Below are 23,030 nucleotides of genomic sequence, written 5' to 3' on the forward strand. Positions count from 1 at the left end.
GTATGAAACTTGTCGTCGCAATAACGGGCTTGGCCTTGTGCCAAGTCGCAATGGCCGGAATTAAACTGTCTGCCGCAGATGAAGCTGCCGCATTCAAGGCCGCTGGATTCAAGCAGCATGGAAAACAATGGAAGTCTTGCAAGGATTCCGGCTCCAGTTACGTGCCAGGGGCGATCGAGCAAGTCGTGGACCTCAATGGTGACGGACGTCCTGAAGTTGTGATCACCGAGGGTGGCACCGCTTGCTATGGCGATACGGGTGTCGGATTTAACCTGGTCAGCCAGCAGGCCGATGGCAGCTGGAAGCTGATGACGAATGGTATTGGTCTGTTAATGGTGCAAAAGACCAAAGGCAAAGACAACTGGCCCGATATCGTTATCGGCGGCCCCGGCTTCTGCTTCCCCATCCAGCGTTGGAACGGCAGCGAATACAGGGTCGTAGGCAAGGAATACGAAGGCAAGCCCTGCCAGCGCTGACGTATTGAGTGAGCTCAATGCATCAGTATCTCGGGAGACTTCTCCTGCGAGAACGGTCTAAGATAGCCATATGGGTTTGACCGTAAGGAGCTGGCTCATGAAATCCCAGAAAGACGCGGTTGAGGAGCACGATTCGAAAGTCGTTGAGTTCGAACGAAAACAGGTGGTCACGGAAATGTTTGCTCGCCTGCGCAAATATCGTGGCCGGTTGCCTCCCAACTTCAAGTTCAATCGCGAAGACGCCAATGAACGGCGCTAGGCCTTTCATCGACACCAACGTTTTGCTCTACCTCGCGTCATGTGAGCTTGCCAAAGCGCAAACTGCCGAAGACGTCCTCTCATTCGGCGGCACAGTAAGTGTTCAAGTGCTTAATGAGTTTGTTTCGGTAGCACGGCGAAAAATGTTGCTTTCGTGGCCAGAGATTGCGGATTTCACTCGTTCCATTCGTAATCTCTGCCAAGTTACTCCTCTTACTCTCGCGTTGCACGACCATGCCTTACAGCTCGCGGAGCGGTATCGTTTGCCTATTTACGATGCTGCAATCGTGGCTGCCGCCCTTGAAGCGGGGTGTGATCTCTTGTTGACCGAAGACTTTCAACCTGGGCAGATGTTTGAGCGGCGCCTGCGGGTTCACAATCCTTTCGCTGCCGCGCGCTAAAAACGCGTCTCGCGGGCCGCGCGCAGGAAGCTGTCGAGGATGCCGGTGCAATCCAGTAGTTCCACCCCTCCAGCGCGGTGGAATTCGGGGTGCCATTGCAGGCCCATGACGAAAGGCGCCCGCTGGTAGCGGATCGCTTCGATCATATTGTCCGGGTACGAAAGCGCTTCCACCTGCATGTCCTTGCCCAGGGACTTCACCGCCTGGTGGTGAATGGAGTTCACCAGTGCCCGTTGCGGGCCGCGCACCATGGCCGGCAGGGACGACCCGGGCGGGAATGTGACTTCGTGCCGGTGGCGGTCGTAATCGTCCGATACGTGGGCATGGGCATCCGGCACGTCGGTTGCAATATCCTGGTAGAGGGTACCGCCGAAAGCGACATTGAGCAGCTGGCAACCGCGGCAGATGCCCAGTACCGGCTTGCCCGCTTCGACAAATTCATGCAGCAGCTCCAGCTCGTACATATCGCGCGCGCGGTCGCCGTTCCACTCCGGCTTGGTTGGCGCTTCGGCATAGCTTTGCGGCGAGACGTCGGCGCCGCCTTGCAGTACCAGTCCGTCGAGGTGCTTGGCGTAGTCGCGCAGGCGGATATTGGACGGGTGCAGCAGGCCGGAGGTATTCACGGTCGGGATCATGAACACCAGCACGTCGCGCGACATGACCCACTGGGCCACCGACTCTTCGAGGTATTGCAGGTTCTTGCTGCGCAGGCCCGTGGCGCCGGGCTCGGGGTGGTAGATGCGGGCTGAGACCCCGATGTGCAAAGGGCGCTGGATGATGTGACGAGTCGCCGCCGCCGCCCAGCGCTTGTAGCGCGCCAAGATCACGCGGCCCCACAGGGTAAATACAGTCTCGCCGGGATCCAGATAGCGCGGTGCGTCGCCGGCGCGCCGCCGTTGTCCTTTGTCGCTTTCGCGCCGATCGTGCTTGCGGGGATCGTGGTCGGTCATGCTCGGGCTGCCTCCTCAGGGCGAGTGTCGCATACACGGCGCTTCAAAGTCGCACTACTGGCTGGTCAGCAGGTCCAGGACGTCCTCCTCTGAAACCTGCGGGAAGCTGCGGTAATGGCGGCTGACCGACGTGAAGTTCATGGGCGCCGCCAGGTAGACGATGTCGTCGCACAGCGGGGCGATGACTTCCAGCGAATCGGGGGCCGCGACCGGGATGGCGGCAATCAGCTGCCTGGGTTTGCGGGCTCGCGTCGAACGCAGGGCGGCGGCCATGGTGGAGCCGGTTGCCAACCCGTCGTCGACCACGACCACGATACGGCCTTCGGGGGCTGCCGGCGGCCGTTTGGCGCCATAGGAGGACCGCCGGCGGCGCATCAGTTCAATCTGCTCAAGGGTTTGCAGCTCGACCCACTCCATGCTGGTGCGGGTGCGGTTGAAGTAGGACGCCAGCTCGCGATTGCCATGTTCGTCGACGGCGCCGACCGCCAGTTCGGGATCGATTGCGGATGGGATTTTCCGCACCAGTACGACATCCAGCTCGCCTTCCAGGCGGTCGGCAATGATGCGGCCCATCAGCACCGCGCCGCGGGGAATGGCGAGGATCAGCGGATTGCTGCCGCGCAGATGCGACAGCCTTTCCGCCAGCAGCTCGGCGGCCTGTTTGCGGTCCTGAAGGGGGAGATCGATGTCGTCCATGCAAGCCTCCGCCACGCTGCCAATACGACAGCATAGCGCGGGACGGGGCCGGCGTTAAGCCTTGATATCGAGCAGTGTACCGATGCGCTCGTCCGCAGCCTGGACTACCTTGGCGGACAGGTCGAAGTTGGCCTTGTAGACCAGGGAATTGGTGATGGAACTGGCCGGGTCGGTGCCCGACGGCGCTGCACCGGCCGTGTCGGCTGCCGACAGGTTGCGCGCGGCGGTGGAAATGGTGACGCTGGTCCCGCCTTGCGTTTCCTGGAACTTCGCCTGCTGCGGCTGGAAGTTCTGCGTGGCCAAATTGGCCACATTGTGCGCTTCCACGCCCAGCGCTTGCTGGTTGGCTTGGAGGCCGGAGAGGCCGGCCTGGAGTGCGGAGATTGTCATGGCGCCAGTCTACATGATTCCGTATGGCAATGCTTGAGCGTGCTTAAAAAATGAGCGCTTCACGCAACAGCTGCCTCGACTGCCATCCGGGCGGCTTGGGCCGACCGCATCCCAGTGTCGCGGAATGTCTACAGTTCCCGCCCCAATCTTGCCGATGAAGTATTGAATCGCTGCATTCCTTGCTCTTAAACATGGGCTAATTGCTACGGTTAATGTTTTGGGATTGCTTTCCCGAGCGGTGCGCATAAGAATCTGGTGTATTGCCCAAACGCATTCAACGTTCCGGAGAGCATCATCAAACCCTTCGCCGCCCGCATCGCCGCTGTATTGCTGGCCTGTGCAAGCCTGCCATTCGCGCAGGCTGGTGAGGGAGCGCTCGATGCACGCCTGAATGAGCAAGTCATCATGGTGCCGGCTGGCCGTGCCCAATCGGTGCAGCTGGAGACGACGATATTCCGTCCGTCCGGCCCCGGTCCTTTCCCGCTCTTGATCGTCAATCACGGCAAAGCGCCTGGCAATCCCAAAATGCAGGCGCGCGACCGCTTCATTTACCTGGCCACGGCCTTTGTCCGGCGCGGCTATGCCGTGATGGTGCCGATGCGCACCGGCTTTGCCCACTCCACCGGCAAATTCGTCGAATACGGCTGCAATATGACGGCCAATGGATACGAGCAGGCTGGCGATATCGCCGACGTTGTGCGTTTCGCGCGCACCCAGCCCTGGATCGACAGCGACCGTATCGTGCTGGCCGGCCAGTCGTTTGGCGGCCTGGCGAGCATGGCGGCCGCCACCCAGGAATTGCCGGGCGTGCGCGGCATCATGAACTTCGCCGGCGGCCTGAAGGTGCATGGCGACTTGTGCGACTGGCAGGGCGCCCTGGTGAAGGCTTTCGGCGAATATGGGCATCGCAACAAGCTGCCCAGCATGTGGATGTACGGCGCCAACGACAGCTATTTCGGGCCTGAGCTGGTGGCGCGCATGCATGGCGCATTCACCGCGGCGGGCGGCAAGGCTGACCTGGTCGCCTATGGCGCCTTCAAGAAGGACGCGCACGGTTTGCTCGGCAATCGCGACGGTGCAACGGTATGGCTGCCGGAAGTGGAACGCTTCCTGAGCGGCCTTGGCATGCCGACCCGCGAGGTCTATGCGGTGGCCGAACCGCCGCCGCAGCGCGCGACGCATTATGCGGCGCTGGATGACGTGAATGCGGTGCCGTTTGTTCCACAGCGTGGCCGTGAGCAGTACCGTGAATTCCTGAAGAAAGCAACGCCGCGTGCGTTTGCGATTTCGTCCACCGGTTCTTGGGGCTGGGCGGAAGAGGGGGAGAACACCAACGAGAAGGCGGTGGCGGCCTGCCAAGCGGCGAGCAAGGAGCCGTGCCGTCTGTATTCGGTCGATAACGATATCGTCTGGACCGAGCGCGGCTCCGCTGGCCGCAATTGATCAAGTAAGCGTCACGGCGGCCACGATGGTGAGGCCGGCACTCAGGTAGCCCAGCGGGCGCTGGGCCCAAAGCATGAGATACGCCATGACGGCGCTGGGCCGGTGCAGGTGGACGAAGGCGTAGCTGGCCAACAGGTTTTGCAGCGCTACCCAGCCATGCATCACAATCGCGGCGCCCAGCAGGGCAATGGCGCCGCCGTGCGCGATGGCGCTATATTCAACTGCGGTGAAAACGACCGTACCCTGTCCGATTCCCAGGATCATTCCGAGCATGGCCACGCGCAGCAAACGCGGGTTGAAGTAATGGCGCTGCCATTGCGGCACCAGGCTCAGGGCGTGGAGGACGAGTATCGTCGTCAAGCAGAGCTGGTAGAGGTCTAACATGGACGCCAGGGATTGCAGATTTTCCACGGGCTGTCCTCCGTGCTGTGGCATCCTTATGTTGAAATTAACATATTCCTTCCCAGGGCTACGCATGATACCCTGAGGTAACCGCCATTTCGCGAGGTGAATCAGCCGATGATTCCAATTGCAGCGCAGGGTGCCAGCCGGGAACGGAAACGCCAGCGGCCGAAGGGCCGGCAGGTCGATGCTGCGGCGCTGCAGCAAGTACGGGCTTTGCTGGGCGAGGCGCCGCGCAGGCGGGATTTGCTGATCGAATATCTGCATCTGATCCAGGATGCGCATGGTTGCCTGTCGGCGCCGCACCTGGCGGCCTTGGCTTTTGAGCTGCGGCTGGCGCAAGTTGAAGTCTTCGAGGTTGCCTCCTTCTACCACCATTTCGACATCGTTCGTGAAGACGAACCACGGCCGCCGGCGCTGACGGTCCGGGTGTGCAACGGCTTGTCGTGCGAGATGGCCGGTGCTTCACATCTTCTGGAACGTCTGCCCGCGCTGCTTGGTCGTGAGGTGCGCGTGCTTGCGGCGCCTTGCATTGGACGCTGCGACCAGGCGCCAGCGGCGCTGGTCGGCCAAGCTGCGCTTGGGCAGGCCAGTTGCGAGAGCGTGGCGGCTGCGGTCGCCGCTGGACAGATTACGCCAGCTACCGCTGCCGTGAAGGCCGATACGAAGTTCGCTGTGTTGGAAGCATGCCTTTCCGGCGAACGGACAGTGGACGCGGTGATCGCGGAGCTGGAGGGTTCCGGCTTGCGCGGGCTGGGCGGGGCAGGTTTCCCGGCTGGGCGCAAATGGCGCATCGTGCGCAAGGAACCGGGCCCCCGGCTGATGGCGGTCAATATTGACGAGGGGGAGCCAGGCACTTTCAAAGACCGCTTCTACCTCGAACGCAATCCGCAGCAGTTCATCGAAGGCATGTTGATCGCTGCCTGGGCTGTGGAGATCGATGAAATCTATGTTTACCTGCGCGACGAATATCACGACTGCCGCAAGCTGCTGGAGCGGGAGCTTGCGCGGCTTGACGGGCGGGCGCCGCGCATACACCTGCGGCGCGGTGCCGGCGCCTATATCTGCGGCGAAGAGTCGGCGATGATCGAGTCGATTGAAGGCAAGCGTGGCATGCCGCGTTTGCGCCCGCCTTATGTCGCGCAAAAGGGCTTGTTCGGCAGGCCAACGCTGGAGCACAACTTCGAGACGCTGTACTGGGTGCCTGAAATCCTTGCAAAAGGAGCTGCCTGGTTCAACAGCCATGGGCGGCATGGCCGCCAAGGTTTGCGTTCGTTTTCCGTTTCAGGCCGCGTTAAGCAGCCCGGCGTGAAGCTGGCGCCGGCCGGTATCACGGTGCGGGAACTGATCGAGGAGTACTGCGGCGGCATGCAGGAGGGGCACCAGCTGTATGCCTACCTGCCGGGCGGCGCGTCCGGCGGCATTCTGCCCGCCAGCATGAGCGATATACCGCTCGACTTCGACACGCTTCAGCCGTACGGATGTTTCATCGGTTCCGCCGCTCTCATCGTTTTGTCGCAGTGCGATAGCGCGCGCGCCGCTGCCAGCAATATGATGCGCTTCTTTCAACATGAATCGTGCGGGCAGTGCACGCCATGCCGCGTCGGCACGGCCAAGGCGGCGGCTTTGATCGGGCAGCCTGTGTGGGATGCTGGCCTGCTTGGCGAATTGTCGCAAGTGATGCGCGACGCGTCGATCTGCGGCTTGGGACAGGCAGCGCCCAATCCGGTGGAGTGCGTGCTGAAGTACTTCCCGCATGAGGTGGCGCGATGATCGCCTTTGAACTCAATGGCCGCGCAGTGCAGGCCGCGGAGGGCGAAACGCTGCTGCAGGCCGCTCGACGTGAAGGCGTCGATATCCCGCATCTTTGCTATATGGACGGAATGGCCGCCGCTGGCAACTGCCGGGCGTGCATGGTGGAGATTGATGGCGAGCGAGTGCTGGCGCCTTCCTGCTGCCGTTATCCTTCAGATGGAATGAAGGTGCAAAGCACCAGCGCACGCGCGCTTGCCGCGCAGAAGATGGTGCTCGAACTGCTGCTGGCCGACATGCCGGAACAAATCCACACGCGGCACAACGAAGTCGAGCAATGGGCGGTGCGGCTGGCCGTTGGCAAGCCTCGCTTCGGAGCACGCCAGCAGCCCGCGCGCGATCTTTCGCATGCCGCAATCGCGGTCAACCTCGACGCCTGCATCCAGTGCACCCGCTGCCTGCGCGCCTGCCGCGACGAGCAGATGAACGACGTGATCGGCCTGGCCTGGCGCGGCGAGCAGGAGAAGATTGTCTTCGACATGGATGACCCGATGGGGGCGTCGACCTGCGTGGCCTGCGGTGAATGCGTACAAGCCTGCCCGACCGGTGCGCTGATGCCGGCGCGCGATGCGGCGCTGGCGGTGCCGGACAAGCGTGTCGATTCGGTTTGCCCCTATTGCGGGGTTGGCTGCCAGCTGACCTACAACATCAAGGACAACAAAATTTTGTTCGTGGAGGGGCGCGACGGGCCGGCCAACCAGGGCAGGCTGTGCGTGAAGGGCCGCTATGGTTTCGACTACGCCCATCATCCGCATCGTCTGCTCAAACCGCTGGTGCGCCGTACCGACGCCCCGCCTAAATCGGGCGATTTCGCCATGGATCCCGCGCGGGTGCAAGACGTTTTCCGCGAAGCGAGCTGGGAAGAGGCGCTGGCGCTGGCTGGTGGAAAGCTGGCGGCCATTCGCGATACGCATGGCCCAAGGGCGCTGGCCGGATTCGGTTCTGCCAAAGGCAGCAACGAGGAAGCCTACCTGTTCCAGAAGCTGGTGCGTACCGGCTTTGGCAGCAATAATGTCGATCACTGTACGCGGCTGTGCCATGCCTCTTCGGTAGCGGCGCTGCTGGAGGGCATAGGGTCGGGAGCCGTTTCCAATCCGGTCAAGGACGTGATGAAGGCGGAGGTGGTGATCCTGATCGGCGCCAATCCGGCCGTCAACCATCCGGTCGCCGCGACGTGGATCAAGAACGCCGTGCGGAATGGAACGAAGCTGGTGGTCTGCGATCCGCGCCGCTCCGACCTATCGCGGATTGCCCATCGCTTCCTGCAATTCAAGGCTGACAGCGATGTCGCGCTGCTGAACGCCATGATGAACGTGATTGTGGCTGAAGGATTGGTGGATAAGGACTTCATCGCCAGCCGCACCATCGGCTACGACGAACTGGCAGCCAATGTGGCTGATTACAGTCCGGAAGCGATGGCGCCGGTTTGCGGCATCGAGGCCGCGACCATCCGCGAGGTGGCGCGGCTGTATGCCACATCCCGCGCGTCGATGATTCTGTGGGGGATGGGAATTTCGCAACACGTCCACGGCACCGACAACGCGCGCTGCCTGATTGCGCTATCGCTGATGACGGGGCAGATCGGCCGGCCTGGGACGGGGCTGCATCCATTACGTGGCCAGAACAACGTGCAGGGCGCATCGGACGCTGGCCTGATTCCGATGATGTATCCGGACTACCAGCGCGTGACCGAGCCGGCCGCCCAGGCCCGCTTCGAAAATGCGTGGGGTCTGGCGCCGGGAGCGCTGGACGACAAACCGGGGCTGACCGTGGTGGAAGTGATGGATGCAGCGGCGGCGGGCCGGGTCAAAGGCATGTACATCATGGGCGAAAATCCGGCCATGTCGGATCCGGACGCCAGCCACGCGCGCGCAGCCCTGGCTTCGCTGGAGCATCTGGTGGTGCAGGATATCTTCCTGACCGAGACGGCCTACCTGGCCGATGTCGTACTGCCCGCCAGCGCCTTTCCGGAGAAGACCGGGAGCTTTACCAACACCGACCGCCTGGTGCAGCTCGGGCGCCAGGCCCTTGATCCGCCGGGAGATGCGCGGCAGGATCTGTGGATCATCCAGCAGATGGCACTGCGGCTCGGGCTCGACTGGCAGTACGGTGGCGCGGCCGACGTATTTGCCGAGATGCGGCGTGTGATGCCCAGTATCGCCGGGATCACCTGGGAGCGCCTGGAGCGCGAGCATGCCGTGACCTATCCCTGCCATGAGGAAGGCGATCCCGGCACGCCGGTGGTCTTTACCGAGATCTTTCCGCGCGAGTCGGGCCGGGCGCGCTTTGTACCGGCCGATATCATTCCGGCCGATGAACGTCCGGATGCCGAGTACCCGATGGTGCTGATCACCGGCCGCCAGCTCGAACATTGGCATACCGGCAGCATGACGCGCCGCACCGCGGTGCTGGATGCGATCGAGCCGGATCCGGTAGCGCTGGTGCATCCGCTTGATCTGGCGGCGATGGGCGGCAAACCGGGCGAGGTGGTGACTATTGCTTCGCGCCGCGGCCAGGTCGCGCTGTATGCGCGGGCGGATGAAAGTTCGCCGCGCGGTGCGGTGTTTGTGCCTTTCTGCTACTACGAGGCGGCGATCAACAAGCTGACCAATCCCGCGCTCGACCCGTTTGGCAAGATCCCTGAATTCAAATACTGTGCGGTCAAGGTCACGCTGGGCGGCACGGTCGCAGCCCAGTCCAGTTTTGGCGGCGGCAAGGCGACGGAGGCGGCGGGCGCATGAGACTACCGGAGATGACGCAGGCCAGCGTGCCGCTGACGCAGGAGGTGGAGGCGATCGACGAGAAGGGGCGCCGCTCGCAGATTCACATTCCCGCCGAGCGGCCGTTGACGGTGTATGTGGATAAGCGCGAACTGGTTACCCTGATGACGCTGGGCGGTGCGCCGGAGGCCCTGGTGCTGGGCTACCTGCGCAACCAGCGCCTGGTGCGCTCGGTGGAGGAGGTGGAATCCATCCATGTCGATTGGTCGGTTGCTGCGGCTGCCGTGAAGACTCGCGGCGGCGTGGCCGATATCGAGGAGCGCACCGCGCGCAAGGTGGTTACTACCGGCTGCGGCCAGGGATCGGTGTTTGGCGATTTGATGGACGAGGTGGACGAGATCGTTCTCCCGCCTGGCGCGCGGCTGAAGCAATCTGGCGTGTACCGCATCGTTGAAACCATTCGCGGCCTGCAATCGATTTATAAGCAGGCTGGCTCGGTGCATGGCTGTGCCTTGTTCACGCAGGCTGGTGAGCTCCTGTACTTTGTTGAAGACGTGGGCCGGCACAATGCGGTTGATTCGATCGCTGGGAAAATGTGGCTGGATGGGATGGATGGCGGCGACAAGGTGTTCTATACCACGGGCCGGCTGACGTCGGAAATGGTGATCAAGGGCGCGCAGATGTCGATTCCTTTTCTGCTGTCGCGCTCGGGCACCACGCAAATGGGCCATAGCGTCGCCAGCCGCCTCGGCATGACCTTGCTGGCGCGCTGCTCCGGGCGCCACTTCCTGCTGCTCTCTTCGCCCGAACGTTTGATCGCTGAACCTGAACTCGCTACGGTCGCGCCCGTGGCAAGCAAAGAGCCTGACCCCAAGGTTGCCACGGGCGCGGCTGTAGGCGGGGGGGCGTGATGGGGTTGTGCGATGCGGTGCGCGGGGCGTTTGGCTTGCTGTTCAACGGCGATCCCGTGCTTTGGCGGATTGTTTGGGTTTCCGTCAGCACCAGTGTGATTGGATTGATGATTGCTGCGCCGTTCGCGGTGATGGGCGGCTATGCCATTGCGATGAAGGAATTCCGGGGGCGCCGCGTCGTGATCTGGCTGGTGCAGGCGGCTTTGTCGTTGCCGACGGTGCTGATTGGGCTGGTGCTCTACATGATGTTGTCGCGCCATGGGCCGATGGGCGGTTTGCAGTGGCTGTTTTCGCAGCCGGGCATTGTGGTGGGCCAGGTGGTGATCGCCTTGCCGGTCTTGCTGGCCTTTACGCTGGCGGCGGTGCAGGCGGCCGATCCGCGGCTGGCGGAAACCGCTATCGCACATGGTGCTTCGTCCTGGCGGGTGATGTCGACCTTGCTTTACGAGGTGCGTTTTGGTGTGATGGCTGCTGTCATCAGCGGCTTCGGGCGGGTGATTTCCGAGGTCGGCTGCGCCATGATGGTCGGCGGGAATATCGCCGGTGAGACCCGCACCATCACCACGGCGATCGCGCTGGAAACCAGTAAGGGCGAGTTCGCGCAAGGCATCGCCCTTGGCGTGGTGCTGGTCGCTCTCGCCCTGGCTATGAACGGGGCGATGATGGTGCTGCAGGGCGATGCCCATGCGGCAAGGGGGCGGGGATGAACCCTATGCTGTCCATCGATCGTCTGACCAAGCGCTATGGCGGGCATCTGGTGTTCGATCTGAGGGCCTTCGAGCTGGAGGCGGCGCGCGCTTATGTGCTGACCGGGATGAATGGCGCCGGCAAGAGTACGCTGCTGCGGGTGCTGGCCGGCTTGGCGCCGGCCGATGCGGAAGGCGTGCGGTTCGCGGGGGAGCCGGTGCGGCTTGCACCTTACGCCGCTGCCCTGCGGCGCGACATCGTCTATGTGCACCAGCACCCCGTGATGTTTTCGACCAGCGTTGCGGCTAATATCGGCTATGGCTTGAAGGCGCGCGGTATGGCGCGCGAGGAGGCCGCCCGGCTGGTCGATGAGGCCATGCGATGGGCTGGCGTGGAGCATTTGCATGCCAGCCGGCCCGCGACCTTGTCCGGCGGGGAAAAGCAGCGGGTGGCGCTGGCCCGCGCCAAGGTGCTGCATCCGCGTTTGCTGTTGCTGGACGAGCCGACCGCCAGCCTGGATGGCGAGGCGAGAGAGCAGGTGCTGGCATTGATTCCTTCGCTGACTCTTGCGGGCAGCACCGTTGTCATGGCTTGCCACGACCGCGACTTGATCAACCTGCCCGATGTGCGGCGCCTGAAGCTGCGCGAGGGGCAACTTGAGGAGAAGTGAATGAAACGGCGGCTCCTGCTTGCTTTTGCCGCGGTCTTTGCGCTGTCGGGGACCGCTTACGCGCAGCAAATCATCCGCTTGTCGACGACGACGAGCACAGAAAATTCCGGGCTGCTGGCCTATCTGCTGCCCGCTTTCGAGGCGCAGACCAACACCAGGGTGCATGTGATCTCGGTCGGTACCGGCAAGGCGCTGGAGTTGTCGAAAAACGGCGACGTCGACGTGACCCTGGTGCATGCGCGCTCCGCGGAGGACAAATTCGTGGCGGAAGGCTGGGGCGTCGACCGGCGCGATGTGATGTACAACGATTTCATTGTCGTTGGCCCGGTTGGCGATCCGGCCGGCATCAAGGGCGGAAAGGATGTGCTGGCGGCTTTCCGCAAGCTGGCCGGCGGTCCGGCGAAATTCATTGCGCGCGGCGATAACTCGGGCACGGACATCATGGAAAAGACTTACTGGAAGCAGCTGGGGACGCAGCCGGCCGGCGCGCAGTATGTTTCGGCGGGTCTTGGGATGGGCGAAGTATTGACCATGGCCTCCGAAATGGGCGGCTATACGCTGACCGATCGCGCGACTTACGGCGCGTACCATGCCAAGACCGATCTTGCCCTGATGGTGGAGGGCGATGCGCGCATGTTCAACCCTTACGGCATCATCGCCACCAATCCGGCAAAGCATCCGGGCATCAACTATAAGGGCGCGCGCCAGCTGATCGAGTGGATCACCTCGCCGGAAGGGCAGGCCAGGATCGCGCAGTTCCGTCCCGCCGGCCAACAGTTGTTTTTCCCGAGCGCGAAGACCGATTTAAGCGCGCTGGAGCCAGGCAAGTAAGGCGTCGGCAACGGCGCCAGGGTTTTCTCGCTGCGGGAAGTGGCCGACACCGGCAAGCAGCGCGCGGTGATATGGCCCGCTGAACAAGTGTTCCTTGTGCTCGGAAGTCTGCGGGCTGTTGGCGCCGTCCTCGCTGCCATGCAGGGTGAGCGTGGGCACGCTGATGACGGAGTTATGCCGCAAGCGCTCTTCCTGTACGGCGTAGAACGGATCGGGCGGTGCCAGGCCCCAGTGGTGGCGGTAGGAGTGCAGGGAGACCTCCACCCAGTCCGGATTGTCCCAGGCATGCATGGTGTCGTGGAACAGGCCCTCGCCGAAATGCCAGGAGGGCGACCATGTGCGCCAAAGCAGCAGGGCGAATTCGCGCCGTTCCTTGCGCAGCGCGTCGGCGCCCCGTTCGATGGACATATACCACTGGTACCAGTGATTGCGCGCCTGGTGCAGGCTCAGTTGCTGGCGCGTGTCATTGGCGCCCCAGCCGACCGATAGGGCCATGCACCGCTGCACGCGCTCGGGCGCCAGGAGGGCGGCGTTGTAGGCCGCGCGCGCGCCCCAGTCATGGCCGACGACGTTGAAGCGTTCGATACCGAGGGCGGTGGCAAAGTCCAGCAAATCCTGGGCCATGGCCACCAGTTGGCCGCTGCGCGGGGTGGCGGGATCGAGGAAGCGGGTTTCGCCGAAACCGCGCAGGCTGGGCACAATCAGGCGGTAGCCGGCCGCCGACAGCGCCGGGATCACGCCGTCCCATGTGTGCATATCGTCCGGCCAGCCGTGCAGAAGGAAAATCGGTTCGCCGTGCATGTCGCCATGCTGGCGGAAGGCGATGCGCAAGCGGTCGGTGTTCACGTATTCCATGAGGTCTCCTGGCTGGCGAAGCGTGCCCTCGGGATTATAAGCCTGCGTTATACTTGTCCGCATGGAAAACCTGCATATCGTTTGCCCCCATTGCGACGCTGTCAACCGCGTCCCGTCGGTGCGCCTGGAAGAGGAGGCCACTTGCGGCACCTGCAAGCGCCCTTTGTTCACCGGCCATCCTACTGACCTGTCGACCGAACGCTTCCTCAAGCATATCCAGCGTAGCGATATTCCTGTGCTGGTCGATTTCTGGGCGCCGTGGTGCGGCCCTTGCCGGACCATGGCGCCGTTTTACGAGGAGGCGACCCGCCACCTGGAGCCTTACTTCCGGGTGGTGAAGGTGAATACGGAAGCCGAGCAGCAGCTGGCGACGCGCTTTGCCATCCGCAGTATCCCAACCCTGGCCGTGTTTAAAGGCGGCCGGGAACTGGCGCGCCAGCCGGGTGCCATGGATAGCAAGAGCATCATTGCGTGGGTGCAGCAGCACTTGCGCTAAATGCGCGCCAGCCAGCTGCGAATTCCGTCCACTGAGCGGAAGTCGGCCACCGAACGGCAGGCAATGCCGGGGTGGCGCGCCGACAACATCTTCGATAAAGCGCTGCCAGGGCCGAGCTCCAATGCCGCGGTGATGCCTTGTTCGGCGCAAGCATCCATGCATTCCGTCCACAATATCGGTTCGGCCAGTTGGCGTGCGAGGTGGGCGATCGCGGCTTCCGCCCCGCGCACCGTCATGGCGTCGATACCGCCCAGCACTGGCGTGCGCAAGCTGCCGAAGGATTCTTCCGCGAGCCTTGCCGCGAAGGCCGCTGCCGCCGCTTTCAGGTAAGGCGTGTGGGAGGCGACAGTCACCGGCAGCGGTGCAATGCGCGCTCCCGGGATCGCTATGGCGTTTGCCATGGCGGCCAGGCCGCCGGCAATGCAGCTGTCCTCGCCGGTTTCAATTGCGATGTGGAAGCCATGCGCGGCCAGTTGCTGGCGCAGGCTTGCGATGCGCCGGCCGCTGATGGCCAGCATCGCGTGCGGGCTGCCGGGCGCGACGCAAGCGTCCATCAAGGCGGCACGCTGTGCTGCCAGGGCGACGGTGCGCTCCGGACTGAAGGCCCCGGCCACGCCGTAGGCGGCCAGTTCGCCGACGCTGTAGCCTGCCACCAGCGCTGGCGCCGGGCATTCGCCGCGCAGCGCTTCCCACATAGCGAGGCTACTGGCGACAACGGCGGGTTGGGCGGCGCGGTTGTTGAACATAGTCTCCGGCATGGACAAATCGGGCAGCCATGGCGCCAATTGATCGAGCAGGGCGGCGCCGCGCGGGTCGCTGCGGGCCAGGTCGTACATCGCGGCGTGTTGGCCGCCCTGGCCTGGGCAGAGGATCAGCAGGCGGCTTTTCATGGCGGCGGCATGGTGGACAGGCTGTGCACCAGACAGGTGGCGGCCAGCAGGTCGGCGGCGCCGCCGGGCGAGAGGCGCTGGGCGACGAATTGCCGGTGGCAGGCCAAGGCGTGGTCATGCCAATGCGGGTTGGCCGTGGCGCCCTGGCGCAGGAATTGACTGGCTGCGTGGCGTACGGTTGCGGCACCTTCCGCCCCGCCGCGATGGTAAGTATTGGTATCGCTGATATGGGCCATGAGGGCGAAGATGGCATCGACGCGCGCGTGCTGTATTGTTGCCCCGCGCGCCAGCGCCGCTTGCATTGCGGGCAGACCAATCTCGAAGACGGACGGCAGACCGAGGGTGCCTTCTTCGCGCGCGCCGCTCGCTGCGTGGCGGGCGGCGGCGCGCAGGCCGTGGGAATCGCCGTCGGCGCGGGTGTGTCCGGCGAGTTCTTCACCCCAATGCAGAAGCAGGGCGGTGCGCAGGGTGGCCGGTGTCAGTGTCATGCGCAGCGCTCGTACGCGGCCCGCGGCGGCGCATAACAGGCCGAGTGCGAAAATGGCGCCGCGATGCGTGTTGATGCCGCGCGTGGCGGCCAGCATGCGCTGTTCGGCGGCGATGCCAAGCTTTTTCAGGTCGGAGAACGGCGCGCCGTCGTAACCGGCCTTGCAGATGCGGGCATAGTAATGGCGCAGGGAGAACAGGCTGCGCATGAAGGTCCTCGCATCCATGTCGGTATGGCTGCCGTTGTCGATCAAGGAGACCAGTCCGGGCTTTGGGTAGAGCGCCAGCTCCTGGTACAGGCTGCGTACGGCGCGCACGGCGACTTCGCGGGCGAGTCCCTGCGCCGGGTGGCGGCGCTGGTTGATGCGCGGGACTGGCCGGGCGTTCCGGGCGGTGGATGCAGACAGGTTCATGCCGGCTCCAGTTCGGCGCGTAGTTCGGTGCAGGCACGAAGCGTTACGCCGCTGTGCGATTTGACCAGGACGCGCCCGGACTGCCCGCGTGCTGAAAACCATTCCTTCCATGCCACCGCTTGCCCGCTGGGGAAGACGATCTCGCCATCCAGGGGGAGTTCCGCGAGATGGCCGGCGAGGAGTGCGGTGCCTTCATCCAGTTCGGCCGCGCTGCGGGGGCGGAACAGCAGGTCGATGTCGGAGCTCGCGCGCAGATAGATCTGGCCGGTCAAGACCTGCAAGGCAAGTGAACCGAAGACGCGCAAGCCCAGGTTGGCGCCGGATTGCTGCAGGCGGGCGAACGGCGCTTGCCAGCGTGCCGGCAAGGCGCTTGCGACGTCCTCCAGCGCCAACGGGGCGCGCCTGCGTTCAATGTGCCTTGCCGGTACGCGTAGTGGAAGGCGCATCCGGGCGCCGCTGCCTGTATCGGGCGGGGCGGCAAGGCCGAGAAAAACATCGTCCAGGCCTGCTCCGGGATCCGGCTCGCGCCGGCGCACAACCAGGGGCCAGCCGGCAGCCGCCCAGCGCTCGATCGCGGCGTGCGCAGGCGTATTCGTCGGCGCGGTCGCCAGCAAGTCCAGCCAGCCGGCGGATGTCAGCCATGCCAGGTCATGCCGTGCGTACATTACCGCCGCCAATGACTGCCTGGATGACCGGCTGCGCGGCCTTGCGGCCGCCGCGCAGCAGGCCGAGTGCGCTGCGCTGGTCCTCAGTGGGCGCGTTGGCAATTGCGTGCGCCAGGTGCGCTGCGAGGTCGCCTTCCCAGATCGCTTGCAGCCCGCCCATGCGAACGTAATTCTCCGGGCCGGGAGCAAAAACCGGATTGCTGCGCGCCAGTTCCACCAGCTTTTCCTCGGACACCTTGGTGATGCGGGCCATGGCCGGCAGGCCCATGACGCGGATGGTGGCATCCGGTAGCGCATAACAGGCATCCGCCATCAAGCCGCTGGTGATGAAGCCGCCCGACAGCGCCTGGTCGTACACCAGTCCGACGATGCGATGGCCCTGGCGGCGTGCCAGGTCGATGCACTTTCCCAGGTGGGCCATATAGCTGTTGATGCCGAGCATTTCGTCGCGGTGGCGCAGGCGCTGTCCCTGGGTGTCGACCAGCAGCACGATGGCGCGGCCGGGATGACTGCGCACCGTGGCCAGTACGGCCTTCGCTTGCGCCAGTGCGATCTCCACACCGATCGGTGCATGGCCGGTGGTGCCGATCACGCAGACGGTCTGCCCGTCCACGTGCGCGCTACCGCTCAGGAATTGCTCATGCTCCGCAATATCGTGCCCGCCCGGGAACAGGGCATCGGCCAATACTTTCCAGTCCATCGTCATGCTCCCTGGCGGTGCGGCGCGGCTGCCGCGATGAATGAAGCGGCATCCAGCATCGGGATGTCCTGCGCTGCTGCGATGCCGAGCGCGGCCCAGATATCGGCCGGGTCGCGCAGGCTGCCAAAGCGTTCGATACGCTGTTCCAGCATGGCGTGTTCCGCTTCCAGCCCGGCCAGCGTCAGTTCGACGGTCTCGTCGCGCGCCTGGATGATTGCTTCCTGCGCCGCCTGGCGGAATGCGGGAATACTGTCGTCCACGATGAGTTGCACGTCGCCCATCAGGTAGCGGTGCTTGCCGCCCGTGGTGCGCCAGACCAGGGCGCGGTCGCGCGAGTCGAATTCCTCCACGCCGTTGGCGGTCTCGATCACTTCCGGCCCCGACATGGCCAGGCGGCCTTCTTCGGAAATCACCAGGGAATTGGCGCAGCGCGCCACGATGCCCATGCCGCCGAAGGCTCCGTTCGAGCCGCCGATCAGGGCTACGACCGGAATGCCGGCCGCGCGCACATCGAGCACGGCGCGCATCACTTCCGATACGGCGATCAGGCCGGCATTGGCCTCGTGCAGCCGCACTCCGCCCGTTTCCAGCAAGAGCAGCACGGCCGCGGGACGTTCAATCAGCGCGCGGCGCAGCAAGCCGGTCAGCTTGGCGCCGTGCACTTCGCCTACGGCTCCGCCCATGAAGCCGCCTTCCTGCGCGGCCGCGAAGACGGCCAGGCCGCCCAGTGAGGCGCGGCCCACGACCACGCCGTCGTCGAAGGCCACCGGTGCATTGAGTTGGCCGAGATGCGGGCTTACGACGCGTTGTGCCGGGCCGACGAATTCTTCAAAACTGTCGAAGAGGGCAAGGCGCTCGCGCGCGGTGGCTTCCAGGTAGCTGCTCATGTGGCGCCTCCGAGCATTTCTTGCACTGCCTGGTCCAGGCGCAGGCTGACCACGGCGGGCGTGGCGCCCATGTCGTTAATGGCGATGCGTGTGTCGGCCAGCTGCCAGCGCTCCTGGAAGTCGCTGATCACCGCCTGCCAAATCTGGCCGAAGCCCTCCGCGGCAGTCTGGATGCCAACCTCGCAGGCTCCTCCCAGCGGCGTGCTTTCGATCAGCACTTCCAGGTTGCCGGAGCTGACCACGCCAACGATGCGCGGCTCCGCCGACAGCGGGCGCCGGCCTTGTTCGAAACGGTAATTGAGTGTTTCCATCTTGGCTCCTACCAGTTGCGGAAGCGTTTGGGCGGATCGTACAGTCCGCCCGATGCCCGCACCAGGTCTTTCATGTTTTTTGCCGCCAGCAGGTCGCGCGTGGCTTGCCGTTTGTCGATGCCCAGGTCTTCGGCGCGGGTAATGATGCCGCGGTCGCGCAGATTTTCCACCATGCGCCTGTCGCGCTGCAAGCCGACCGGGGTGTAGCCGGCGACCCCGCGTATGGCCTGCTCGCGCTCCTCGGCGCTGCGGCACAGCAACAGGTTGGCGATGCCTTCCTCCGTCAGGATGTGCGTCACGTCGTCACCGTAGATCATGACAGGCGGGATCGCCATTTTCGCCTGTTCGCCCAGTTCCCACGCATCGAGCCGTTCCACGAAGGCGGGCTGCATATGTTCGCGGAAGGTTTCCACCATCTGCACCACCAGCTTCTGGCCGCGCGGGATGGCGCCGCTGCCCCTGCGCGCCTGTTCCCCGGCCTTAAGCCATGCCGGGCTGGCGTGGCGCCGGCCGCGGGCATCGGCACCCATATTCGGTGCTCCGCCGAAGCCGGAAATGCGGCCCAGCGTGGCGGTCGACGAATTGCCGGTCAGGTCGATCTGCAGGGTCGAACCGATGAACATGTCGCAGGCATAATGCCCGGCAGCCTGGCAATAGGCGCGGTTGCTGCGCATGGAGCCGTCCGGGCCCACCGCGAAGACGTCGGGGCGGGCGCGGATGTAGTTTTCCATGCCCAGCTCCGAACCGAAGGAATGGACCGATTCGACAAAGCCCGCCTCGATCGCGGGGATCAGGGCCGGATGGGGATTCAGTGCCCAATTGGTGGCGATCTTGCCGCGCAGGCCGAGCGAGGCCCCGTACGTCGGCAGCAGCAATTCAATGGCGGCGGTGTCAAAGCCGATGCCATGGTTCAGTCGCTGCACCTGGTACTCGGCGTAGATGCCTTTGATTGCCATCATCGCCATCAGCACCTGGATCTCGGAAATCTGGGCCGGGTCGCGCGTGAAGAGCGGCTCGATATAGTAGGGCGTCGGCGACTGCACCACGAAATCGACCCAGTCGCCTGGCACATCGATGCGCGGCAACTGGTCCACAATGCGGTTGACCTGCACGATCACGATGCCGTTCTTGAAGGCGGTGGCTTCCACGATCGGCGGCGTATCCTCGGTATTCGGACCGGTGTACAGGTTGCCATGCCGGTCCGCCGCTTCCGCCGCAACCAGGGCAACACGCGGCGGCAGGTCGATGAAGTAGCGGCTGAACAGCTCCAGATAGGTGTGGATGGCGCCGATATTCAGCTTGCCCGCTGCGGCCAGCTTCGCCACGCGCGCTGCCTGCGGGCCGGAGAAGGAGAAGTCCAGTTTTGACGCGATGCCGCGCTCGAACACGTCCAGGTGTTCGGGCAGGGCCAGCACCGATTGCAGCATATGCAGGCCGTGCACGCGCTGCGGATCGAGTCCCGCCAATGCCTGCGCCAGAAAGTCGGCCTGCTTCTGGTTGTTGCCTTCAATGCAGACGCGGTCGCCGTTTTCCAGCACGGCATGCAGCAAGTCGGCGATGCGCCCGGCTGGCAGCGCCTTGCCGGCCAATTCAGCGCCCAACACGCCGCGGGCGCGTGCCAGGCGCTCGTTGCGGTTGCGCTGCAGGCGGTCCCACACGCGGACAGGGGCCGTCATTGCTTGGCCCCCATGATCGCGTCTGGCAGGCCGGTGGCAATGCCGGGGAAGACGCAGAGCAGGATCACCGCAAGCACCATCAGCAGCAGGAAGGGCATCACGCCCCAGATGACATCCTTCAGGGGAATGTCCGGTGCGATGTTCTTAATGACGAAGATGTTCAGTCCTACCGGAGGATGGATCAGCCCCATTTCCATCACCACCGTCATGACGATGCCGAACCAGACCAGGTCGAAGCCCGCCTCGCGCAGCGGCGGCAGGATGATCGGCGCGGTCATCAAGATGATCGACACCGGCGGCAGGAAGAAGCCGAGCACCACCACCAGCACCAGGATGGTCGCCAGCAGCACCCATTTGGACAGGTGCATGCCGACCACCCAGCTCGCCGCCGCCTGGCTGATGTGCAGGTAGCTCATGACGTAGGAGTACAGCAGCGACATGCCGATGATCAGCAGCAGCATGGTCGACTCCCTGATGGTGGACGACAGGATTGGCGACATGTCTTTGGGCCGCCACGCTCCGTACACCACGGCGATCAGGATCAGGGCCAGCAAGGCGCCAAGGCCCGCGGTCTCGGACGGCGTGGCAAAGCCGCCGTACAGTGCCACCATCACGCCGATCAGCAGCACGATGAAGGGCAGCACGCGCGGCAGCATTTCCACTTTTTCGCGCAAGGTGAAATGCTCGTCTTCCAGGTAGGCCGATTTGACGCCGCCATTCTGGTATGCCGCAAGCGCCAGCCGGTATTCGGCACGAGCGCGATAGACCGCATAGCCGGCAAACAGCAGCACCAGCAGCACGCCGGGCCCGATCCCTGCCAGGAACAGGCGGCCCAGCGATTGCTCCGCCGCGACTGCGTACAGGATCATGGTGATGGACGGCGGCAGCAGGATGCCCAGCGTGCCGCCCGCAGCGATAATGCCGGCCGCGAAACCGGGCGAGTAGCCGCGCTTGCGCATTTCCGGAATGCCCGCCGAGCCGATGGCCGAGCAGGTTGCCGGCGACGAGCCGGCCATGGCCGCGAACAGGGCGCAGGCAAACACATTGGCGATACCCAGCCCGCCCGGCACCTTGTGCAGCCAGGTGTGGATGGCCGAATACAAATCCTTCCCGGCCGGCGACTTGCCGATGGCCGCTCCCTTCAGGATGAACAGCGGAATCGACAGCAGGGTGATGGAAGCCATTTCCTCGTACACGTTCTGGGTGATCGTGTCGAGCGAGCTGGCGGGCATGAAGAAGTACATGAAGGTGGTCGCCACAATGCCAAGCGCGTAAGCGATCGGCATACCGGAGAACATGACCACCAGCGTGGCGATGCCGTACAGGGCGCCCAAAGCCAGTTCGCTCATTTTGCGGCTCCCTTGTCGGTGATACGGGCCAGCAACTGCACCAGGATCTGCAAGGTCAGCAAGGTCATTCCTGCGGCCATCATGGCGTAGGGTATCCACAGCGGCGGTGCGAACGTGGACGTGGTGGTCTGGCCGTCGACCCAGGCCTCATGCCACAGCGTCCAGGATTTCCAGGAGAAGAAGGCGCAGAAAATGAAGGACAGCAGGTCGACAATGAACAGCCTTACCGCGTTTGCCTTCGGCGGCAGGATGGCGGCGAGCGCCTCGATGCCGATATGTCCGCGGAAGCTCTGCACATAGGCGCAGCAGGAAAAGGTGACGCCCACCAGCATGAAGATGGACGCTTCATCCTGCCAGTCGGTCGGCGCATGGAAGAAGTAGCGCGAGACCACGGAATAAGTCAGGACCAGGGCTGTGCTGACCATCGCCACCATGGACAGGATCAGCAGGCCCTGGTTCACTTTCGCCAGCAGTGCCGCGACCGGCCCCAGTCCAGGCGTCTGCGGCAAGGCCGCTTCCTTGGGCGGATTGAGTTCGACGCCGTGGCTCACAGCGTCTTCTCCGCGAGCGCCAGCAATTTGGCGCAGCTGTCGTTCTTTTCGCCGTAGTCCTTCCAGGCGGTGGTGCGGGCGATCGCCTGCCACTTCTTGACCGAGGCGGCGTTCAGGTCGACCACCTTGGCGCCGGCTTTCTGGTAGACCGCCGCGACCTGCGAATCGTCCGCCTGCGCCGCGGACTTGGCGAAGGCTTCCAGCTCCGCGCCCACGGCCATGATAGCTGCCTGCTGGTCCTTCGGCAGGCGTTCGTAGGTGGAGCGCGCCATCATCAGCGGTTCGAACATGAACCAGTAGGCATTGCCGCGCCCCGTGGTCAGCGCTTTCGACACTTCCTCCAGGCGGAAGGAGATCAGGGACGTGGAGGAGGTCAGCGCGGCGTCCATGGCGCCGGTCTGCATGGCGGCATAGATTTCGTTGGACGGCAGCGAGACGACGGCGGCGCCGGCAGCCTTCAGGATCAAGTCCATTTCGCGCGAACCCCCGCGGATCTTCATGCCCTTGGCGTCTTCCGGATCGACCACCGGCTTCACGCGCGAAGCGACGCCGCCGGCCTGCCAGATCCAGCTCACCAGCACCACGCCTTTGTCCCATAGCAGCTGGGTCAGGGCCTTGCCGATGTCCTTGTTCTTCCAGCCGTAGCCCTGCTCATAGGAGGTGACCAGGCCGGGCATCAGGCCGATGTTCACTTCCGGGACTTCGCCTCCGGCGTAGGACAGCGGCACCAGCGACAGGTCCAGGGCGCCCTTGCGCATGGCGGAGAACTGCGCGTTGGTCTTCATCAGGGACGAGCCGGGATAGATGGAGAACTTCAGTGCTCCCTTGGTGCGCTTTTCCACTTCCGCCGCGAACATGCGGGTCAGCCGGTCGCGGAAGTCGCCCTCGGTCAGGGTGCCGCCGGGGAACTGGTGGGAAATCTTCAGGGCGCCGCTCTGGCCCCAGGCGGACTGCAGCCACAGCGGGCTGGTGGCGAGCGCGGCTACTACGGACCTGCGGGTCATCTGGGTCATGTCATCCTCCAAGGGTAAGTATGCAGCATTGATATTTATGTATACAAGAGTATCTTTACCGAATACATTGTCAAGCGAAATATGCGTCTTA

The 23,030-nt window shown here is 64.1% G+C and carries 26 protein-coding genes; 11 read left to right on the top strand and 15 right to left on the bottom strand.

Going from position 1 to position 23,030, the window contains the following annotated elements; genetic code table 11:
- The first annotated feature begins 2 nt into the window (after nucleotides 1–2).
- The 3 genes from H597_RS0104420 to H597_RS0104430 all read left to right on the top strand — a co-directional run bounded on the left by H597_RS0104420 (nucleotide 3) and on the right by H597_RS0104430 (nucleotide 1,135).
- Nucleotides 3–476, top strand: a complete 474-nt coding sequence (locus H597_RS0104420; RefSeq protein ID WP_028101065.1) for a hypothetical protein — start codon at nucleotides 3–5, stop codon at nucleotides 474–476.
- 97 nt (nucleotides 477–573) lie between these two features.
- Nucleotides 574–735: a hypothetical protein gene (locus H597_RS34675; protein WP_154667954.1), complete on the top strand. Its 162-nt coding sequence runs from the start codon at nucleotides 574–576 to the stop codon at nucleotides 733–735.
- Entirely contained in the window at nucleotides 722–1,135 is a 414-nt protein-coding gene (locus H597_RS0104430) for a PIN domain-containing protein (protein ID WP_028101066.1), read from the top strand. Before H597_RS34675 ends, H597_RS0104430 begins: the two co-directional genes overlap by 14 nt.
- On the opposite strand, the gene H597_RS0104435 is transcribed toward H597_RS0104430, so the two are convergent.
- The 3 genes from H597_RS0104435 to H597_RS0104445 are packed head-to-tail and all read right to left on the bottom strand — an operon-like array spanning nucleotide 1,132 to nucleotide 3,171.
- Complete coding sequence (locus H597_RS0104435) at nucleotides 1,132–2,085, bottom strand: gamma-glutamyl-gamma-aminobutyrate hydrolase family protein (protein WP_028101067.1); 954 nt, start codon at nucleotides 2,083–2,085, stop codon at nucleotides 1,132–1,134. The genes H597_RS0104430 and H597_RS0104435 overlap by 4 nt on opposite strands.
- 54 nt (nucleotides 2,086–2,139) lie before the next feature.
- Nucleotides 2,140–2,781, bottom strand: a complete 642-nt coding sequence (locus H597_RS0104440) for a phosphoribosyltransferase (protein ID WP_035373106.1) — start codon at nucleotides 2,779–2,781, stop codon at nucleotides 2,140–2,142.
- Between the two features lie 54 nt (nucleotides 2,782–2,835).
- Complete coding sequence (locus H597_RS0104445) at nucleotides 2,836–3,171, bottom strand: flagellar basal body protein (RefSeq protein WP_028101069.1); 336 nt, start codon at nucleotides 3,169–3,171, stop codon at nucleotides 2,836–2,838.
- Nucleotides 3,172–3,426: 255 nt separating this feature from the next.
- Between H597_RS0104445 and H597_RS29705 the strand changes: the two genes are divergently transcribed.
- A complete protein-coding gene (locus H597_RS29705; protein WP_229632086.1) occupies nucleotides 3,427–4,614 on the top strand; it encodes a dienelactone hydrolase family protein in 1,188 nt (395 codons plus the stop codon).
- Here the strand turns inward: H597_RS29705 and H597_RS0104455 are convergent, their stop codons facing one another.
- Complete coding sequence (locus tag H597_RS0104455) at nucleotides 4,615–5,025, bottom strand: hypothetical protein (protein ID WP_154667955.1); 411 nt, start codon at nucleotides 5,023–5,025, stop codon at nucleotides 4,615–4,617.
- A gap of 96 nt (nucleotides 5,026–5,121) precedes the next feature.
- Here H597_RS0104455 and H597_RS0104460 point away from each other — a divergent pair, with 96 nt between their 5' ends.
- From H597_RS0104460 to H597_RS0104485, 6 genes are read left to right on the top strand one after another with little or no spacing between them, the layout of a single operon-like run.
- The gene (locus H597_RS0104460; protein WP_028101071.1) at nucleotides 5,122–6,789 is read left to right on the top strand and encodes an NADH-ubiquinone oxidoreductase-F iron-sulfur binding region domain-containing protein; all 1,668 of its coding nucleotides are present in this window, start codon (nucleotides 5,122–5,124) and stop codon (nucleotides 6,787–6,789) included.
- Nucleotides 6,786–9,569 (top strand): formate dehydrogenase subunit alpha, encoded by a 2,784-nt coding sequence (gene fdhF / locus H597_RS29710; protein ID WP_035373107.1) that lies wholly within the window; start codon nucleotides 6,786–6,788, stop codon nucleotides 9,567–9,569. Before H597_RS0104460 ends, fdhF begins: the two co-directional genes overlap by 4 nt.
- Nucleotides 9,566–10,459 carry a formate dehydrogenase accessory sulfurtransferase FdhD gene (locus tag H597_RS29715; RefSeq protein WP_083940944.1) on the top strand — a complete coding sequence of 298 codons (894 nt, stop codon included), beginning with the start codon at nucleotides 9,566–9,568 and terminating at the stop codon, nucleotides 10,457–10,459. Before fdhF ends, H597_RS29715 begins: the two co-directional genes overlap by 4 nt.
- Nucleotides 10,459–11,166 carry an ABC transporter permease gene (locus tag H597_RS0104475; RefSeq protein ID WP_028101072.1) on the top strand — a complete coding sequence of 236 codons (708 nt, stop codon included), beginning with the start codon at nucleotides 10,459–10,461 and terminating at the stop codon, nucleotides 11,164–11,166. Before H597_RS29715 ends, H597_RS0104475 begins: the two co-directional genes overlap by 1 nt.
- Nucleotides 11,163–11,816: an energy-coupling factor ABC transporter ATP-binding protein gene (locus H597_RS0104480; RefSeq protein ID WP_028101073.1), complete on the top strand. Its 654-nt coding sequence runs from the start codon at nucleotides 11,163–11,165 to the stop codon at nucleotides 11,814–11,816. The genes H597_RS0104475 and H597_RS0104480 overlap by 4 nt, the downstream gene beginning before the upstream one ends.
- Nucleotides 11,817–12,647 carry an ABC transporter substrate-binding protein gene (locus H597_RS0104485; protein ID WP_028101074.1) on the top strand — a complete coding sequence of 277 codons (831 nt, stop codon included), beginning with the start codon at nucleotides 11,817–11,819 and terminating at the stop codon, nucleotides 12,645–12,647.
- Here the strand turns inward: H597_RS0104485 and H597_RS0104490 are convergent.
- On the bottom strand, nucleotides 12,621–13,502 hold the full coding sequence (locus H597_RS0104490; protein ID WP_028101075.1) for an alpha/beta fold hydrolase: 882 nt from the start codon (nucleotides 13,500–13,502) through the stop codon (nucleotides 12,621–12,623). The genes H597_RS0104485 and H597_RS0104490 overlap by 27 nt on opposite strands.
- Nucleotides 13,503–13,563: 61 nt before the next feature.
- Between H597_RS0104490 and trxC the strand changes: the two genes are divergently transcribed.
- Nucleotides 13,564–13,998 (top strand): thioredoxin TrxC, encoded by a 435-nt coding sequence (gene trxC, locus H597_RS0104495; protein ID WP_035373109.1) that lies wholly within the window; start codon nucleotides 13,564–13,566, stop codon nucleotides 13,996–13,998.
- Here trxC and H597_RS0104500 read toward each other — a convergent pair.
- The 10 genes from H597_RS0104500 to dctP are packed head-to-tail and all read right to left on the bottom strand — an operon-like array spanning nucleotide 13,995 to nucleotide 22,939.
- Nucleotides 13,995–14,888: an ACP S-malonyltransferase gene (locus H597_RS0104500; RefSeq protein ID WP_028101077.1), complete on the bottom strand. Its 894-nt coding sequence runs from the start codon at nucleotides 14,886–14,888 to the stop codon at nucleotides 13,995–13,997. The two genes, trxC and H597_RS0104500, sit on opposite strands and share 4 nt — an antisense overlap.
- On the bottom strand, nucleotides 14,885–15,787 hold the full coding sequence (gene mdcB / locus H597_RS0104505; protein WP_028101078.1) for a triphosphoribosyl-dephospho-CoA synthase MdcB: 903 nt from the start codon (nucleotides 15,785–15,787) through the stop codon (nucleotides 14,885–14,887). The genes H597_RS0104500 and mdcB overlap by 4 nt, the downstream gene beginning before the upstream one ends.
- The gene (gene mdcG / locus H597_RS0104510) at nucleotides 15,784–16,452 is read right to left on the bottom strand and encodes a malonate decarboxylase holo-[acyl-carrier-protein] synthase (protein WP_035373110.1); all 669 of its coding nucleotides are present in this window, start codon (nucleotides 16,450–16,452) and stop codon (nucleotides 15,784–15,786) included. The genes mdcB and mdcG overlap by 4 nt, the downstream gene beginning before the upstream one ends.
- Complete coding sequence (gene mdcE / locus H597_RS0104515) at nucleotides 16,436–17,152, bottom strand: biotin-independent malonate decarboxylase subunit gamma (protein WP_028101080.1); 717 nt, start codon at nucleotides 17,150–17,152, stop codon at nucleotides 16,436–16,438. The genes mdcG and mdcE overlap by 17 nt, the downstream gene beginning before the upstream one ends.
- Before the next feature lie 2 nt (nucleotides 17,153–17,154).
- Entirely contained in the window at nucleotides 17,155–18,039 is an 885-nt protein-coding gene (locus H597_RS0104520) for a biotin-independent malonate decarboxylase subunit beta (protein ID WP_028101081.1), read from the bottom strand.
- The gene (gene mdcC, locus H597_RS0104525) at nucleotides 18,036–18,350 is read right to left on the bottom strand and encodes a malonate decarboxylase acyl carrier protein (RefSeq protein ID WP_028101082.1); all 315 of its coding nucleotides are present in this window, start codon (nucleotides 18,348–18,350) and stop codon (nucleotides 18,036–18,038) included. The genes H597_RS0104520 and mdcC overlap by 4 nt, the downstream gene beginning before the upstream one ends.
- Before the next feature lie 8 nt (nucleotides 18,351–18,358).
- The gene (mdcA, locus tag H597_RS0104530) at nucleotides 18,359–20,026 is read right to left on the bottom strand and encodes a malonate decarboxylase subunit alpha (protein ID WP_028101083.1); all 1,668 of its coding nucleotides are present in this window, start codon (nucleotides 20,024–20,026) and stop codon (nucleotides 18,359–18,361) included.
- Nucleotides 20,023–21,375, bottom strand: coding sequence for a TRAP transporter large permease (locus H597_RS0104535; RefSeq protein WP_028101084.1), 1,353 nt, complete (start codon nucleotides 21,373–21,375; stop codon nucleotides 20,023–20,025). The genes mdcA and H597_RS0104535 overlap by 4 nt, the downstream gene beginning before the upstream one ends.
- A complete protein-coding gene (locus tag H597_RS0104540) occupies nucleotides 21,372–21,926 on the bottom strand; it encodes a TRAP transporter small permease (RefSeq protein WP_028101085.1) in 555 nt (184 codons plus the stop codon). Before H597_RS0104540 ends, H597_RS0104535 begins: the two co-directional genes overlap by 4 nt.
- On the bottom strand, nucleotides 21,923–22,939 hold the full coding sequence (gene dctP / locus H597_RS0104545; RefSeq protein WP_028101086.1) for a TRAP transporter substrate-binding protein DctP: 1,017 nt from the start codon (nucleotides 22,937–22,939) through the stop codon (nucleotides 21,923–21,925). The genes H597_RS0104540 and dctP overlap by 4 nt, the downstream gene beginning before the upstream one ends.
- Between the last annotated feature and the right edge of the window lie 91 nt (nucleotides 22,940–23,030).

Source organism: Pseudoduganella violaceinigra DSM 15887 (assembly GCF_000425385.1).
In the GTDB taxonomy this organism is placed as follows: Bacteria; Pseudomonadota; Gammaproteobacteria; order Burkholderiales; family Burkholderiaceae_D; genus Rugamonas; species Rugamonas violaceinigra.